At 74.2% G+C, this 14,577-nt stretch carries 15 protein-coding genes; 4 read left to right on the forward strand and 11 right to left on the reverse strand.

The annotated features are described in order from the left end of the window. The first annotated feature begins 254 nt into the window (after window positions 1–254). The 4 genes from GB864_RS09665 (at window position 255) to GB864_RS09680 (ending at window position 3,920) form a co-directional block, all read left to right on the forward strand. A complete protein-coding gene (locus tag GB864_RS09665) occupies window positions 255–986 on the forward strand; it encodes a PspA/IM30 family protein (protein WP_160424476.1) in 732 nt (243 codons plus the stop codon). A gap of 116 nt (window positions 987–1,102) precedes the next feature. Then, window positions 1,103–1,978, forward strand: coding sequence for an arginase family protein (locus tag GB864_RS09670; RefSeq protein WP_160424478.1), 876 nt, complete (start codon window positions 1,103–1,105; stop codon window positions 1,976–1,978). 32 nt (window positions 1,979–2,010) lie between these two features. After that, window positions 2,011–3,483: a dihydrolipoyl dehydrogenase family protein gene (locus tag GB864_RS09675; protein ID WP_160424479.1), complete on the forward strand. Its 1,473-nt coding sequence runs from the start codon at window positions 2,011–2,013 to the stop codon at window positions 3,481–3,483. A gap of 41 nt (window positions 3,484–3,524) precedes the next feature. Continuing rightward, window positions 3,525–3,920, forward strand: a complete 396-nt coding sequence (locus tag GB864_RS09680; protein ID WP_160424481.1) for a Fe-S oxidoreductase — start codon at window positions 3,525–3,527, stop codon at window positions 3,918–3,920. A 4-nt stretch (window positions 3,921–3,924) separates the two neighbouring features. Here GB864_RS09680 and GB864_RS09685 read toward each other — a convergent pair whose 3' ends face one another. The 11 genes from GB864_RS09685 to GB864_RS09735 all read right to left on the reverse strand — a co-directional run bounded on the left by GB864_RS09685 (window position 3,925) and on the right by GB864_RS09735 (window position 14,542). Next, on the reverse strand, window positions 3,925–4,953 hold the full coding sequence (locus GB864_RS09685; protein ID WP_160424483.1) for an iron-siderophore ABC transporter substrate-binding protein: 1,029 nt from the start codon (window positions 4,951–4,953) through the stop codon (window positions 3,925–3,927). Window positions 4,954–5,718: 765 nt separating this feature from the next. Next, window positions 5,719–6,615: an ABC transporter ATP-binding protein gene (locus tag GB864_RS09690; RefSeq protein ID WP_160424484.1), complete on the reverse strand. Its 897-nt coding sequence runs from the start codon at window positions 6,613–6,615 to the stop codon at window positions 5,719–5,721. Between the two features lie 64 nt (window positions 6,616–6,679). Next, window positions 6,680–7,741 (reverse strand): FecCD family ABC transporter permease, encoded by a 1,062-nt coding sequence (locus GB864_RS09695; RefSeq protein ID WP_160424487.1) that lies wholly within the window; start codon window positions 7,739–7,741, stop codon window positions 6,680–6,682. Continuing rightward, entirely contained in the window at window positions 7,738–8,838 is a 1,101-nt protein-coding gene (locus tag GB864_RS09700) for a FecCD family ABC transporter permease (protein ID WP_336603946.1), read from the reverse strand. Before GB864_RS09700 ends, GB864_RS09695 begins: the two co-directional genes overlap by 4 nt. After that, complete coding sequence (locus GB864_RS09705) at window positions 8,835–9,797, reverse strand: siderophore-interacting protein (protein ID WP_160424488.1); 963 nt, start codon at window positions 9,795–9,797, stop codon at window positions 8,835–8,837. Before GB864_RS09705 ends, GB864_RS09700 begins: the two co-directional genes overlap by 4 nt. 53 nt (window positions 9,798–9,850) lie before the next feature. Continuing rightward, on the reverse strand, window positions 9,851–11,272 hold the full coding sequence (locus tag GB864_RS09710) for an amidase family protein (RefSeq protein ID WP_160424490.1): 1,422 nt from the start codon (window positions 11,270–11,272) through the stop codon (window positions 9,851–9,853). Next, window positions 11,269–11,847, reverse strand: a complete 579-nt coding sequence (locus GB864_RS09715) for a GNAT family N-acetyltransferase (RefSeq protein WP_336603947.1) — start codon at window positions 11,845–11,847, stop codon at window positions 11,269–11,271. Before GB864_RS09715 ends, GB864_RS09710 begins: the two co-directional genes overlap by 4 nt. 4 nt (window positions 11,848–11,851) lie before the next feature. Beyond that, window positions 11,852–12,541, reverse strand: coding sequence for a uracil-DNA glycosylase (locus GB864_RS09720; RefSeq protein WP_160424492.1), 690 nt, complete (start codon window positions 12,539–12,541; stop codon window positions 11,852–11,854). Beyond that, a complete protein-coding gene (locus tag GB864_RS09725) occupies window positions 12,538–13,254 on the reverse strand; it encodes a Type 1 glutamine amidotransferase-like domain-containing protein (RefSeq protein ID WP_160424494.1) in 717 nt (238 codons plus the stop codon). The genes GB864_RS09720 and GB864_RS09725 overlap by 4 nt, the downstream gene beginning before the upstream one ends. Beyond that, entirely contained in the window at window positions 13,251–13,766 is a 516-nt protein-coding gene (locus GB864_RS09730) for a phosphoribosyltransferase (RefSeq protein ID WP_160424496.1), read from the reverse strand. Before GB864_RS09730 ends, GB864_RS09725 begins: the two co-directional genes overlap by 4 nt. Continuing rightward, on the reverse strand, window positions 13,763–14,542 hold the full coding sequence (locus GB864_RS09735; RefSeq protein ID WP_160424498.1) for an ion channel: 780 nt from the start codon (window positions 14,540–14,542) through the stop codon (window positions 13,763–13,765). Before GB864_RS09735 ends, GB864_RS09730 begins: the two co-directional genes overlap by 4 nt. Window positions 14,543–14,577 lie beyond the last annotated feature (35 nt).

A 14,577-nucleotide genomic window follows, 5' to 3' on the forward strand; every position in this document is an offset into this window, starting at 1 on the left:
CCTCCGGTCCGCGGCTCCGGCGGCGGTCGCGGGGGCGGCGGGTTCGGCGGCGGCCGCGTCGGCGGGTTCGGCGGCGGCCGCAGGGGCGGCGGGGGCCGTCGTTCGAGCGGGGGGCGGTTCTAGGGGACGAGGGAACGCACGTCCGGTCCGCCGACGCGGATCAGGCGCACGAGCGCAGCAGCAGGCACGACCGAACCGGGGGGCTCCCCCGGACAGCACGACCGGGGCATCCCGGCACAGGAAAGGGAACGGAAATGACCAAGCAGTCGATCTTCGGGCGCATCTCGACGCTCATGAAGGCGAACATCAACGCCCTCATCGACCAGGCCGAGGATCCGGAGAAGATGCTCGACCAGATGGTGCGCGACTTCACGAACTCCATCGCCGACGCCGAGGCCGCCATCGCCGAGACCATCGGCAACCTCCGGCTCCTCGAGGACGACCACGCCGAGGACGTGCGCGTCGCGGCCGAATGGGGCCAGAAGGCGCTCGCCGCGAGCCGCAAGGCCGACGAACTGCGCACCGCGGGCGACACCGCGGGCGCCGACAAGTTCGACAACCTCGCCAAGGTGGCCCTCGGCCGCCAGATCTCGAGCGAGAACGAGGCGCGCACCGCCGAGCCGCAGATCGCCTCGCAGACCCAGATCGTCGAGACGCTCAAGTCCGGCCTGAACGGCATGAAGGACAAGCTCGTCCAGCTGAAAAACAAGCGCTCCGAGCTCATCGCGCGCTCGAAGACCGCTGCCGCGCAGCAGCAGGTGCACGCCGCCGTCAAGTCGATCGACATCCTCGACCCCACGAGCGAGGTCTCGCGCTTCGAGGAGAAGGTGCGCCGCGAAGAGGCCAAGGCCCGCGGTCAGGCCGAGCTCGCCGCGTCTTCGCTCGACGCGCAGTTCAACGAGCTCGACGACCTCGGCGAGCTCACCGAGGTGGACGCCCGCCTCGCGGCGCTGAAGGCCGGCGGCCAGCAGGCCATCGGCGGCTGACGCGCCGAGCCGCTCGACGGGGCGCCCCGGCGAGCGCAGGGGCGCCTTCGTCGTTTCCCGGGGTATTCGCCGAAGATCGGGGGTGCGTCGGCGCCGGCAGGCGCGATACTGAATGGATGCCGGTGACCTTCGTCGTGATCCCCCAGTGGCAGGGTTCGGTGTCGACTCGGGCGATGTCCCACGCGGACGGCGCCCACGCGATCGCGGGCGACCTGCCGAGCCGTGCGACGCGCTTCGTCGACGTGCCGACGGAGGCCGGCGAGTCCCTCGGTTCCGGCGTCAAGCGCTACTCGACGCTCGCCCGGGTCCGCGAACGCATCGCCGCGGCCCTCGCCGAAGCACCGGGTTGGCCGTTCCTCGTGGGCGGCGACTGCGGCGTCTCCGTCTCGGCACTCGAGCACCTGCGGCAGCGCGACGCCGACGACGGGCTCGCGGTGCTCTGGCTCGACGCCCACCCCGATCTCCACTCCCCCGAGTCGAGCCCGTCGGGCGGATTCGGCGGCATGTCGCTGCGCGCGATCCTCGGCGACGGCGCCGAGGGGCTCGCACTGCGCTCGCCCCACGCGCTGGCGCCCTCGCGTCTCGTCATCGGCGGCGCCCGGTCGATCGATCCCGGCGAGCACGACTACGCCGAGGCGCACGGGATCCCGCTCCTGACCGTCGAGGACCTCGCCGACCCGGCAGTTGTCATCGGCGCGCTCGAGGCCGCCGGCGCCCGCTCGGTCTACGTGCACGTCGACCTCGACGTGCTCGACCCGGGCGCGCTGTCGGGCCTCAGCTACCCGCTGCCGTTCGGCGCGAGCGCCGAGACGCTGGCCGCGCTGCTGCGGGCCGTCGCGACGCGCTTCCCGGTCGCCGGTGCGGCCGTCGCGGGCTTCGCCCCGGGCTCGCCCGAGCAGGCGAACGACGACCTGCCGACCATCCTCCGCCTCATCGGCGCCGTCACGGCCGGGGCGAAGACGCACGAGGAGCCGCAGGACGCGGCATCCTGAACGACCCCGGCGCGAGCCGGACGAGGGGGGACATGTCCGAGACCATCGAGACCGACGTGATCGTGCTGGGCGCGGGACCGGTCGGCGAGAACGTCGCCGATCGCACCCGCGCCGCGGGACTCGACACCGTGATCGTCGAGCGGGAGCTCGTCGGCGGCGAATGCTCGTACTGGGCGTGCGTGCCGTCGAAGGTGCTGCTGCGCAGCGCGGCGGCGCTCCGAGATGCGAAGGCGCTGCCGGGCGCGGCCGAGGCGGTCACCGGGGAGCTCGACCCGCAGGCCGTGTTCGCGCGCCGCGACCGGTTCGTCGGCGACTGGGACGACTCGGGCGGCGCCGACTGGCTCGCCTCGATCGACGCGAGGCTGCTGCGCGGCACCGGCCGCTTCGACGGGCCGAAACGCGTGGTCGTCACGGATGACGCCGGCGCGGAGACCCTCGTCGTCGCGCGGCACGCGGTCGTCGTGGCGACCGGCTCGGAGCCCGTCGTGCCGCCGATCCCGGGACTCGCCGAGGTCCGGCCGTGGGGTTCGCGCGAGGCCACCGGCGCCCACGAGGTGCCCGCGCGACTCGCCGTGGTCGGCGGCGGCGTCGTCGCGGTCGAGATGGCGACGGCGTACGCGGGCTTCGGCTCGGAGGTCACGATCATCCAGCGCGGCACCCTGCTGCACGGCTTCGAGGACTTCGCCGGGGAGGCGGTCGCAGCCGGGCTGGAAGCGCTCGGCGCGCGGGTGCTGCTCGGGAAGCAGGTCGCCCGCGCCTCGCGGGACGCCGACGGCACCGTGACGCTCGAACTCGACGACGGCACGCGCGTCGAGGCCGACGAGGTGCTCGTCGCCACCGGCCGGCGCCCGCGCACGGGCGACCTCGGCCTCGAGACCCTCGGCCTCGAACCCGGCGCGAAGCTCGACGTCGACGACTCGCTCGCGGTGCCGACGGCATCCGGCGGCTGGCTCTACGCCGTCGGCGACGTGAACGGCCGCGCCCCGCTGACGCACCAGGGCAAGTACGAGGCGCGCGCCGTCGGCGACGGGATCGCCGCCCGTGTGCGGGGCGACGCGCCGGAACTCGGCCCGTGGGGCGCCGACGCCGCGACCGCCGATCACCGCGCGGTGCCGCAGGTCGTGTTCTCGTCGCCCGAGGTCGCCGCGGTCGGGCTCACCGAGTCGGCCGCCCGGGCCGCCGGGTTCTCGGTGCGCGCCGTCGAGGTGCCGCTCACGAGCGCCCAGGGCGCGCAGATCCACGTCGACGGCGCCGACGGCCGCGCGAAGCTCGTCGTCGACGCCCGGGACGGGCTCGTGCTCGGTGCGACGTTCGTGGGCGACGACGTCGCCGAACTGCTGCACGCGGCGACCGTGGCGATCGTCGGCCAGGTGAGCGTGCGACGGCTCTGGCACGCCGTGCCGGCGTTCCCGAGCGTCAGCGAGGTCTGGCTGCGGCTGCTCGAGGCGCTCGGGCGTGAGAGCGCGCGCGGCGCCGACGGCGGCCTCACGGCGGCCGCGTCGTGACGGGCGGACTGCCGGAACCCTCGGAGCGGCCGACCCGACGCGTGACCATCCGGTTGACCGACTCGGCGATCTCGCGCGCGGGCTACGGCTACGCGACCGCGGTCGGCTTCACGTGGGGCTTCCTGCTCTCCACGGGGCGGGTCGAGCGCCGGCAGGGCCTCTGGGTCTTCACCGGGATGCCGAAGTGGGCGTTCCGACGCGGCGGCACGTGCGTCGGGGGCGTGTACCTCACGGCGACGAACGCGAGCGACCGCGTGCTCGGCCACGAGGCCGTGCACAAATCCCAGTGGCGCAAGTTCGGGATGCTGATGCCCCTGCTGTACGCGAAGGCCGGCCGCGATCCGTTGCGCAATCGCTTCGAGATCGAGGCCGGCCTGGAGGCGGGCGGCTACCTGCCGGCGCGCTCCGCGAGGGCGAAGCGGCCGGCGGGAGCCTGAGGGCTCACTCGGAGGGAACCGCGGCGGCCTCGCTGAGGCTCGCGACGAGGTCGTCGAGGCCCCACGTGAGCGAGAGCGCGGTGGGCGGCGAGACGGCGGCGATGAACTCGGTGCCGACGACCTGCGCGACCGCGCCGTTCTGGACGGCGGGGATGACCGAGGTGTTCGCCGACGTGAGGAAGGCGTCCGCCTCCTCCTGCGTGTCGGAGTAGCTCACGAGGATGTCGGAGTCGAGCTGGTCGACCTGCTCGTAGGAGAGCGTGTAGAAGAAGGTCGACTCGCCGTTGGCGAGCTCCTCGACCGACGGGGCGACCTCGAGGCCGAGGTCGGTCAGGAACTCCACGCGGGGCTCCGTCGAGCGGTAGACGTAGAACGTGCCGGCGACGTCCCAGACCGCGGCGACGGTCTTGCCCTCGAGCTCCGGGTGCGCAGCCGCCTGGTCGGCGAGCTCGCCGTCGAGGTCGGCCAGGACGGTCTCGGCCTCGTCGGACTTGCCGAGGGCCTCGCCGACGATCGAGACGACGTCCTTCCACGGGGTGGCCCACGCCTCGCCGGGGTAGGCGACGGTCGGGGCGATCTCGCTGAGCAGGTCGTACTGCTCCTCGGTGATGCCCGAGTAGGGGGCGAGGATGACGTCGGGGTCGGCCTCGACGATCTCCTCGTAGGGCGGGGTCTCGCCGTCGTCGGTGAGGATGACGGGCGTTTCGGCGCCCTTGTCCTCGAGGTCGGCGGCGACCCACGGCAGCACGCCGTCCTCGTTCGCGCCATAGGCCTGCTGGGCCATCGCGACGGGCACGACGTCGAGGGCGAGGGCGGCCTCGGTGGAGCCCCAGCCCCACGTGACGACGCGCTCGGGCTCGGCGTCGATCGTCGTCTCGCCGAAGGCGTGCTCGATCGTGACGGGGAACGCGGCGGCGGAATCGTCGGCCGCGTCCGAGCCGGACGGGGCGTCGCCGCCGGAGGCGCAGGCGGTGAGGCTGAGAGCCAGGAGGGCGGCCGACGCGAGAGCGGCGGTGCGGATGCGCGAGGACATCGGACTCCGTTCGAAGGGGGAAGCAGGATGCTGCGGCCGGTGCAGCCGCGCGGGCGAATGCCCGAGTGTTGAGCTTAGCCTCACCTAACCGGTAGGGGAAACCGAGCCCGTCCCTTGTCCTCCGCGCCCGGGCAGGACACGCTGGGGTGATGACCTCCGAGTCCGGCCGCCGCATCGGTCTCCGCGTCGCCCTCGTCGTGCTCGTCATCGGCGTGCTGAAGCTCATCGCCCTCTCGGCGCTGCGCGGGCCGCTCCGACGGTGGGGCGCGACGCCGGCCGAGCAGCAGGGCGTGCTTCCGGGCGACGGGCTCATCCCCCTCCCCGGCCTGCAGGCGACGCGCGCGATCGCGATCGCCGCCCCGGCGGAGCTCGTCTGGCCGTGGCTCGTGCAGCTCGGCCAGGGCCGGGCCGGGTTCTACAGCTTCGACGCCCTCGAGAACGCCATCGGGCTCGGCATCCGCTCGGCCGAGGGCATCGTGCCGGACTGGCAGTCCCTCGCGGTCGGCGACGAGGTGCGCCTCGCCGAGGGGGTCGGACTGCGCGTCGCGCACCTCGATCCACCTCGCGCACTGGTGCTGCACGGCGACGGCCTGGCCGCGCCCGAGCACGCGCCGCCCGGGCCGCCCTTCGCGTTCACCTGGGCCTTCGTCGTCGAACCCGACGGGGTCCGCTCACGCCTCGTGGTGCGCGAGCGCTACGAGTGGGATCGGCCCGCCGTCGGCGGCGTCATCGAGCTCGTCGAGTGGCTCTCGACCGTCATGACGATCAAGATGCTGCACGGGATCCGGGATCGCGCGGAGCGGGAACCTCGCCCGGCGCCGGATCCTGCGAGTGGAAGCGGCCGATCGGCACGACCATCGGCGAGCCCGACACCGGATCCGGCACCACCTGCGACGGCAGGCTGAAGGCCCGCTCGACGAGGTCGGCGGTGAGCACCTCCGCCGGCGCGCCCTCGGCGACGATGCGCCCGCCGTTCATGACGACGAGCCGGTCCGCGTAGCGCGCGGCGAGGTTGAGGTCGTGCAGCACCATCACGACGGTCGTGCCGCGCGTGCGATTGAGCTCGGTGAGCAGATCGAGCACCTCGAGCTGGTGGGTGACGTCGAGGAAGGTCGTCGGTTCGTCGAGCAGCACGATGTCGGCCTGCTGGGCGAGCACCATGGCGATCCACACCCGCTGGCGCTGGCCGCCCGAGAGCTCCTCGACGAGCCGGTCGGCGATGCCGAGCGTGGACGTCGCCGACAGCGCCTCCGCCACGATCGCATCGTCGCCGGCGGAGCGCGAGCGGAACCAGCCCTGGTGCGGGTGGCGTCCACGGGCGACGAGGTCCCACACGCGGATGCCGTCGGGCGCGATGGGCTGCTGCGGGAGCACGGCGAGCGTGCGGGCGAGCTCGCGCGGCGGGATGCGGCCGAGGTCGCGGCCGTCGAGCGAGACGGTGCCGCCGTCGGGCGACGTCAGGCGCGCGAGCCCCTTGAGGAGCGTGGACTTGCCGCAGGCGTTCGGACCGACCACGACGCTCACCCGGCCGTCGGGCACGACGAGGTCGAGCTCCTGGATGATGCGACGTCCGTCGTAGCCGAGGGCGAGCCCGTCGGCGCGCAGTTCGTGGGCGGCCGCGCGGGGCGGCTCGGCGGCGATCGGGGATGCGTGGGCGGTCATCGCTCGACTCCCTTCCGGTTCGAGGCGGCGGTGCCGGCAGCGGAACCCGCACGAGGGACCACGGTCATCCGTCGACCCCCTTGCGGTTCGAGGCGGCGATCAGCCAGAGGAGGTACGGGGCGCCGATGAGCCCGGTGACGATGCCCGCGGGCACGCCGTCGGGCAGCAGCTTCGAGCCGACGAGGTCGGCGACGACCACGAGGGTCGCCCCGACGGCGGTCGCGGCGACGAGGGCCGCCCCGCCGTTGCGCACGAGGCGTCGGGCGATGGGCGCCGACATGAGGGCGACGAACGCGAGCGGGCCGGCGAGGGAGACGGCGCTCGCGACGAGCAGCACGGCGAGCCCGAGCACGATCGCACGGTCGCGGCCGGCGCGCACCCCGAGGCCGCGGGCGCTCTCGTCGCCGAGGGCGAGCACCGGCAGGCGGGGCGAGATCGCGATGACGCCGACCAGGGCGATGCCCACGAGGATGCCCGTGCGCTCGAGGTCGTCCTGGCTGGCGTTGCCGACGCCCCCGACGGTCCAGACGAGCGCATCGCTCACCGTGCGGACGTCGGCCCGGGTGATCATCCACCCGATGAGCCCCTGCATGAGCACGCCGAGTCCGACGCCGACGAGCACGAAGCGGTAGCCCTGCAGGCCGCCCCGCCATGCGAGCGCCCAGCTCAGCAGGGCGACGAGCAGCGCGCCGGCGAACGCCGCGGCGCTCACCCAGCCGGCGTCGACCTTGAAGACGAGGAGGGCCAGGACGGCACCGAACGCAGCGCCGCCGGAGACGCCGAGCAGGTCCGGGCTCGCGAGCGGGTTGCGGAGCGTGGTCTGGAAGAGGGCGCCGGAGAGGCCGAGCGCGCCGCCGGCGAGGATCGCGGCGAGGATGCGCGGCAGCCGCAGGCGCTGGACGATGAAGACGTCGCCGGCGTCGCCGAAGCCGAACGCGGCAGCGAGCACCTTGCCGGGGCTGAGGTCGGAGGCGCCCGCGAGGAGGGAGCCGGCGGCGGCGACGAGCAGCACGAGTACGCAGGCCGCGACGACGATCGCGGTGCGCCGGGCGCGGCCCCGCCGGGCGCGGCCGACGATCTCGGCGCCCGAGCGGGCATCCGATCGTTCGAGGACGGCGGCGCTCATGCGCTCGCCCCCTTCGTGCGGCGCACGATGGCGATGAGCACCGGCGCCCCGATGATCGCGGCGACGATGCCCGCCTCGAGTTCGGCCGGAGCGACGACGACGCGGCCGATGACGTCGGCGGCCAGGAGCAGCACGGGGCCGAAGATCGCGGAGAGCGCGAGCACCCAGCGGGCGTCGCCGCCGGCGAGCGGCCGGGCGACGTGCGGGACGACGAGGCCGACGAGCGCGATCGGCCCGACGAGCGAGGTCGCCGTGCCGGCGAGGACGATGACGGCGGCGGCGGCGAGGACGCGCGTCGTGCCGACGCGCACGCCGAGGCTGCGCGCGACGTCGTCGCCGAGCGCGAGCAGGTTGAGGCGCCGGCCGAGGAGGGCCGCGAGCACGAGGCCGATGAGGAGGAACGGCCAGAGCTGCGCCGCCATGCCGAGGTCGCGGCCGGACAGCGAGCCGACCGACCACGAGCGGTAGGCCGAGATGGTCGTGTCCTGGCCGATGAGCATGAGGGTCGTGAGCGGCGTGAGGAACGCGGTGACGGCCGCACCGGTGAGCGCGAGCTTGACGGGCGTCGAGCCGTCTCGGCCGGACGAGCCCACGGCGAAGACGACGAACGCCGCGAGCGCCGCGCCGCCGAACGCGAACCAGACGAAGCCGGCGGGATCGCGCACGCCGAGGAAGGTGATCGCCGCGACGACGGCGACGGCGGCGCCGGCGTTGATGCCGAGGATGCCCGGGTCGGCGATCGGGTTGCGGGTGACGGCCTGCAGCACCGCGCCCGTGATGCCGAGCGCTGCGCCGGCCATGAGCCCGAGCACGAGCCGCGGCAGTCGGAGGTCGAGCACGATGTGGCTCGCGGTGCCGCCGTCGGGCGAGGTCAGCGCGCCCCAGACCTCGGCGAGCGAGAGCGAGCGGGTGCCGATCGCGAGGCTCGCGAACGCGACGAGCGCGAGCACGAGGATGCCGCCGGCGAACGCTCCCGCGAGCACGAGCCGGCGATGCCGGGCGCTCGCGACCGGATGGCGCGACACGTCGGGGCCGGTCGCGTCCGCGACCTGCTCGTCGTGCGCGGCGACGGCCTCGGCCCTGCCGCGCGCGCTCACGAGAGTTCGGCGCGGCCCGCCCGCCAGTACCCCATGAAGGCGACGGAGCGGCGGTCGATGCCGAGGCCCTGCACGAGGTGGCGGCGGAGGCCGGTGATGACGCTCGCCTCGCCGGCGAGCCAGGCGTAGAGCTCGCCGTCGGCGGCACGGCCGGCGGGCACGTCCCAGAGCAGGGCGTCGCCGGGTCCGACGCCGTCGGCGCCGATCGAGTCGAGCACGGCGATCGTGTCGGTGTCGAGGGTGACGGTGCCGGCCGGGCGGTCGGACTCCAGCCAGGCGCGGGCGGCCGCGTCGAGGCGGGCGCCGTGCGGGGCGTTCTCGCGGGCCAGGAAGGCGACCTCGACGCCGGCGGGTGCGACGAGGTCGAGGACGTCGGACGCGTGGGGCACCTCGATGAAGGCCGCACCGGTGAGGTGGGCCGGGAGGCGCTCGAGGATCGCGGCGATCGCGGGGGCGGCCGTCTCGTCGCCGCAGAGCAGCACGCGCGAGACCGTGCCGGGCCGCCAGTCGATGCCGACGTGGTGGTCGGGCGAACGGCCGTCGGGCCCGACGAGCACGACCTCGTCGCCCACCCGCACGCGGCCGGCCCAGCGGGAGGCCGGGCCCTCGTCGCCGTGGCGCACGAAGTCGACGTCGACCTCGGACGACTCGGGTCGCACCGCGCGCACCGTGTAGGTGCGGAACGGGTTGCGGTCGGCCGGGTCGAGCTCGCGCCACTGCCGGTACCAGTCCTCGCCGCGCGGGAAGTTCGCGAACTCGGCGCCGGGCTCGGCGCCCGGCTGCGGGAGCACGACCTTGATGCGCTGGTCGAAGCCCGCGGTGCCGAAGTGCTCGAGCTCGGCGCCGGTGAAGGTCACCCGGACGAAGCTCGGGCTGAGGCCGTTCACCCGGCTGACGCGCGCCTCGAAGGCCGCATACGCGGGACGGACGGGGGCGGCGGTCGCGAGTGAGGTAAGCATTGCCTCACCACACTAACCCCGCACCCCCGGGTTGTGCGAACCCTCGGAGCCGACTACCAGACCGGCGGATGCTTCGCGGTGCGCTTCGCCGACCGCTCGAGCTGCGCGGCGAGCGCGAAGAGCGTTCCCTCGCCGCCGGGGCGGCCGATGAGCTGCACCCCGAGCGGCAGCCCGGCCGCCGTCTCCGCGACGGGCACCGTGATGGCGGGCAGTCCGGCGACGTTGACGAACGACGTGTACGGCGTGAACCGGCACTGCTGGGCGAAGTTCTCGGGGCCGTCGTCGGACCAGGAGCCGACGGCGGGCGGCAGGGTCGCGAGCGCAGGGGTGAGCACGGCGTCGTACGCCGCGAACCGGGCGATCGTGCGGCGCTCGTAGGCGGCGAACCACGACAGGGCTTCGGCGAGCGCCCGGGCCGGCATCGCCCGACCCTCGGCGAGGAGCCACCGGGTGAGCGGTTCGAGTGCGGCGACGCCGTCCCCCTCGACGGGGATCGCCGAGGCGGTGCCCTGCCAGACCCGGCTGAACATCGCGGGGTAGTCGGGCTCGTCGACGTCGGGCACGTCCTCGAGGCCGTGGCCGATCCAGTCGAACGCCTCGATCGCGACGTCGAGCGCGCGTCGCTGGTCGGGGTGCAGGTCGATCTCGACGGCGCTCTTCCACGGCGAATCCGTCGAGACGCCGAGCTGGAAGCGGCCCTGACCGCGCAGCGCCTCGCCGAGGAACGGCCCCTCCTCCCCCGCGGCGCGCAGCGCCCAGTGGGCCTCGGCCGGGTAGCCGACGGGGGCGATCATCCCGTCGAGGAGGAGTGCGGCGTCCGCGACCGTGCGCGCGAGGGCGCCCGCGACGGCGAGTCCGCCCGGCCCGGCCTGCCCGGAACCGCCCGGCACCCGGCCGCGCGACGGCTTGATGCCGACGAGCCCGCACGAGGCCGCCGGGATGCGGATCGACCCGCCGCCGTCCGAGCCGGGGGCGAAGGGCAGCAGTCCGGCGGCGACGGCGGCCGCGGCACCGCCCGAGGACCCGCCCGCGCCGAGCGCGAGGTCCCACGGGTTGCGTGCGGGCGGCCCGACGAGCGTCTCGGTATAGGCCGGCATCCCGAACTCGGGCGCAGCGCTCTTGCCCAGGCTCACGGCGCCGGCGCGATCGAGGTCGACCACGAGGTCGTCGGAGGTCTCGGGGACGTACCCGGCGAACGCGCGCGAGCCGAACGCCGTCGGCACGCCCGCACGCTGCTCGAGGTCCTTGTCGGCGAGCGGCATCCCCCACAGCGGGCGGGCCCGCGGTACCTCGCGTTCGACGAACGCCGCACGCTCGAGGGCGAGTTCCGGCGTCACGGTCGCGAAGGCGCCGACCCGCGCTCCGCCCGCCTCGATGCGATCGAGGTAGTGCCGGGCGGCCTCGACGGGCGAGACCTCGCCGCGCTGCAGCGCCTGGTGCAGCGCTAGCGCGGTGAGCTCGTGGAGCTCGCTCACTTCAGGGTCTTCTGCAACGAGACCGTGCCGAGCCAGCGGCCGAACTTGTAGCCGACGCGGCCCATGCGGCCGACCTCGACGAAGCCGAGCTTCTTGTGCAGCGCGATCGAGGCATCCGCGCCCTGATCGGCGATGACGGCGATCATCTCGCGGAGGCCCGCGGCCTTGGAGCGTTCGACGAGCTCGGTGAGGAGCGCCCGACCGAGGCCCTTGCCGCCGGCCGCCGGGCCGAGGTAGATCGAGTTCTCGACGGTGAAGCGCGCCGCGCGCTTCGGGATCCACGCCGCGACGAGGGCGTAGCCGAGGATCTGGCCCGTCGGCGATTCGGCGACGATGAACGGGTAGCCGGCCTCGGCCAGGCGATCGAACTTCGCCTTCCACTCCTTCAGCGTCATCGCGTCCTCGTCGAACGTGACGGTCGAGTTGGCGACGTAGTAGTTGTAGATCTCGCGGACATGCGGCAGGTCGGCTCGCTCGGCGGTGCGGATCGCGTACTCGAACGGCGCCTCGCGCGGCTCGGCCTTGCGCAGATGGGGCGGCGGCACCCGACGGGTCTCGTATTCCTCTTCCAGCACCCGCCTAGGCTACGCGCCAATCCACGGGCGCGCCCCCCTGCGCCTCGAGCAGGGCGTTCGCCCGCGAGAAGGGTCGGGAGCCGAAGAATCCGCGCGACGCCGACAGCGGCGAGGGATGCGCCGACTCGATCGTCGGCGTCGAAGCGAGCATCGGCTTCAGCCCCGCAGCGTCCCGACCCCAGAGGATCGCGACGAGAGGCGTACCGCGGGCGACGAGCACGCGGATGGCGTGGTCGGTGACCGCTTCCCAGCCCTTGCCGCGGTGCGACGCGGGCGTGCCGGGCGCGACGGTGAGCACGCGGTTGAGCAGCATGACGCCGTGCTCCGACCACGAATCCAGGTCGCCGTGGGGCGCGGGCTCGATGCCGAGGTCGGCGTGCAGCTCCCGATAGATGTTGCCGAGGCTGCGGGGCACCGGCCGCACGTCGCGCTCGACGGCGAACGACAGCCCGATCGGATGCCCGGGCGTCGGATACGGGTCCTGCCCGACGATGAGCACCCGGACGTCGGCGAAGGGCGCGCGGAACGCCCGCAGCACGTCGTGGCCGGCGGGCAAGTAGCCGCGCCCCGCTGCCTCCTCGGCCTGCAGGAAGGCGCCCATCGCGGTGATGCGGTCGGCGACCGGCTCGAAGGCGCGCGCCCAGCCGGCATCCATGCGCCCCTGCTCGACCAGGGCCGGCAGCGGCGAGCTCATGCGCCGATCGTCGAGACGAGCACGCCGTCGTCGGCCTGTAGCACGCGCCAGACGCTGCCCGAGCCGACGACCCGCAGCCCGCCCTCGCCGACGACGAGCGCCGTGCGCTCGTCGATGCCGAGGGCGCTGTCGATGAGCCCGGCTTCGACGGCCGCGACGAGGCGCGACAGGTTGCCGCGCTGGGCGACGTGCGCGTCGACCGCGACGTCGATGAGCCCGAGCCCGGCCTCGACGGCGAACTCGACGCCCGGCCCCGACGGGTCCTCGGGCGAGACCACGACCCCGTCGATGCGCGATCCGCCGCCGAGCGCCCCCTCGCCGGCGATCATCGCCCCGGCCGACACGCCGAGGTAGGGCGTGCCGCCCGCGACCCGACGCCGGATCTCCCCGAAGAGCGGCTCGACGCCGGCCCGCACCTCCTCGACGATGCCGCCGCCCACGACGACGGCGTCGACGTCGGCGATCGCCGTCGGATCGAGCGGGATGCCGCCCGCGACGGCCGTCACGTGCGGCTCGAACTCGCCGGCGGCGGCGAGGACCGCGACGAGCGCCTCGGACGGCGCCGTCCCGCCCGGGTGCACCGAGAGCACGGCGATGCGGGGCGTCGCCCGGCCGGCAGCGCGGCCGCGAGCCGCCGCCTCGGCGAGGAACGGCGCGTACAGCGGCGCGTCGGCGATTCCGAGCGCGCCGCCGCCGACGAGGTGGATACTCATGCGCCGACCCGCACCGGGGGCAGCGCCGACCACGGGAAGACGATCCAGTCGTCGGTCTCGCGCCACGAGAAGTCGGGGCGGAGCACGGTGCGGGACTTCGTGTACAGGGTCAGGCTCTTCGTCTCCGCGTCGGCCTCGGCGAGGATGCCGACGACCTTCTCGAGGGTGCGGCCGGAGTCGGAGACGTCGTCGACGAGGAGGACCTTCTTGCCGGCGAGGGCGGGGGCGTCGAGGGCCGGCGGGAGCAGCACGGGCTCGGGCAGCGTCTCCTCGATGTCGGTGTAGAACTCGACGTTGATCGAGCCGCAGCTCTTCGTGCCGAGCGCGTAGGAGATCGCGCCGGCGATCAGCAGGCCGCCGCGGGCGATCGCGATCACGATGTCGGGACGGAAGCCGCTCGCCAGGACGTCGGCGGCGAGTTCACGGGCCGCACCGCCGAACTCGTCCCACGTGAGGATCTCCTTGCGGATCTCGGGCTGGTCGGCTGCCGCGTCGTTGGCGTCGAAACTCATCCGTCCAGGCTACCCGGCCGGTCCGCCGCGGAACGACTGCTTCCGGCGTCGAAGCTCGGCGGATCGGCGAGCACGCCCGGCTCGGCGCCTTCCGCGGCGGCCCGCGCCTCTTCCGGCGTCTCGGCGACACGATGCCGCACATGGTCGTTGAGCGCGGACACGATCGTCGCGCTCGCCGTGCCGATGATGCCGACGCCGCCGATCATGAGGAGCACGGCGAGCATGCGGCCGATCCCGGTCACGGGCACGTAGTCGCCGTAGCCGACGGTCGCGATCGTGACGCAGGCCCACCACACCGCCTCGCCGAGCGTCACGATCGTCGCCCCGGGCGCGTACCGCTCGACCTCGAGCACGGCCAGCGCGATGGAGTACACGAACAACAGGACGAAGACGACCCCGACGAGGATGACGCGGCGGCGCAGTTTCAAGCCCGTGTGCCCCCGCAGCGCCGGAATGCGGTTGAGCTCCTTGACGAGCCGGAACGGCCGGAAGACCGGCACGAGTACGGACAGCAGATCGACCCAGTTGTGCCGCGCCCAGCTCCAGCGCTGCGGGGCGATCGCGAGCCGCACGAGGTAGTCGACCGCGAAGACGACCCAGATGACGAGCAGGCCGATCGCGCAGAACCGCTGCAAGCCGTCGGGCAGCGACGTGTCGCCGATCACCCGGACGCTGTACAGCAGGAGGAAGACGAGCGAGGCGACGACGAACACCCACGCCGTCGAGTCCTCCCAGACCTCCAGCGCTCGCGTGCGCCGCGACGAGTCATCCTGCACGACCCCACCCCCGCGCCCAGTCTGGCCGGGGCGGT

It is taken from the genome of Agromyces seonyuensis, from assembly GCF_009789225.1.
Taxonomy (GTDB): Bacteria; Actinomycetota; Actinomycetes; order Actinomycetales; family Microbacteriaceae; genus Agromyces; species Agromyces seonyuensis.